The 919-nt window shown below is 61.8% G+C and carries 1 protein-coding gene; it reads left to right on the top strand.

Annotation, left to right across the window (positions count from 1 at the left end):
* The first annotated feature begins 42 nt into the window (after positions 1-42).
* The gene (locus tag DH08_RS30165) at positions 43-798 is read left to right on the top strand and encodes a hypothetical protein (protein WP_192182901.1); all 756 of its coding nucleotides are present in this window, start codon (positions 43-45) and stop codon (positions 796-798) included.
* Positions 799-919: the final 121 nt, after the last annotated feature.

Here is a 919-nt window from a genome sequence, read left to right as displayed (position 1 = left end):
GACGGCGTGAGGCTGGCCTGGGTGCTTGGCTGTGCGGTGGCGTTGGCCGCCGCCGCCATTGCAATTTTCTCATGGCGCTTCGTGCGCTACACGGCGCTCGCCGCCAACATTGGCGAGAGCGGTTCGATCCGCCAAGGCAAGGCAGCGTCGTTTCGTCTGACGTCGCCGGGACACGCCTTGCGCCGCAAGGAATGGACATTGTTGCTGCGCGATCCCTGGCTCATGTCGCAAAGCCTGATGCAACTGCTCTACATGCTGCCACCCGCGATATTGCTGTGGAAGAATTATGGCCATGGCACCGACGCGCTGGTTCTGATTATCCCCGTGCTGGTGATGGCATCGGGGCAGTTGGCCGGCGGCCTGGCCTGGCTTGCCATTTCCGGTGAAGATGCACCCGACCTGGTGGCGACCGCGCCGGTGACCGCGACAAGCATCATACACGCAAAGGTCGAGGCGGTTTTGCGCGCAATCATAGTCGTCGTCGCCCCATTCGTCCTGGCTTTCGCGATGGTTTCGACTCGACACGCGTTGGTTCTGGCAGCCGGCTCGGCACTGGCCGCGATCTCGGCGACGATGATCCAGCTTTGGTTCCGCGCGCAGGCGCGGCGTGCCCAATTTCATCGTCGCCAGACCTCCTCGCGGATCGCTACATTCGCCGAAGGGTTTTCGTCGGTCGGCTGGGCAGGCACAGCCGCCCTCTACGCTGGTGGCATTACAGCGGCCAGCGTCGTTGCCGGGATCCTGACCGTGCTGACGCTGGTGGTAACGTATTTCGCCGCGCCAAAAGCGACGGGATAGGTGACTCCGATCTGTCTCCGACAATCATCTTCGTCCAAAGTCCAAATGCCGATCCAGCAATCACACTCGATGACTGCTTGCGGAAAATAGAAAAGCTGACTTCAACGGCCGACATGCGGCG

It is taken from the genome of Mesorhizobium amorphae (assembly GCF_014843845.1).
GTDB classification, from domain to species: domain Bacteria; phylum Pseudomonadota; class Alphaproteobacteria; order Rhizobiales; family Rhizobiaceae; genus Mesorhizobium; species Mesorhizobium amorphae_A.
Note: the sequence above shows the minus strand (reverse complement) of the source record. Positions and strands in the feature narration are given on the sequence as shown.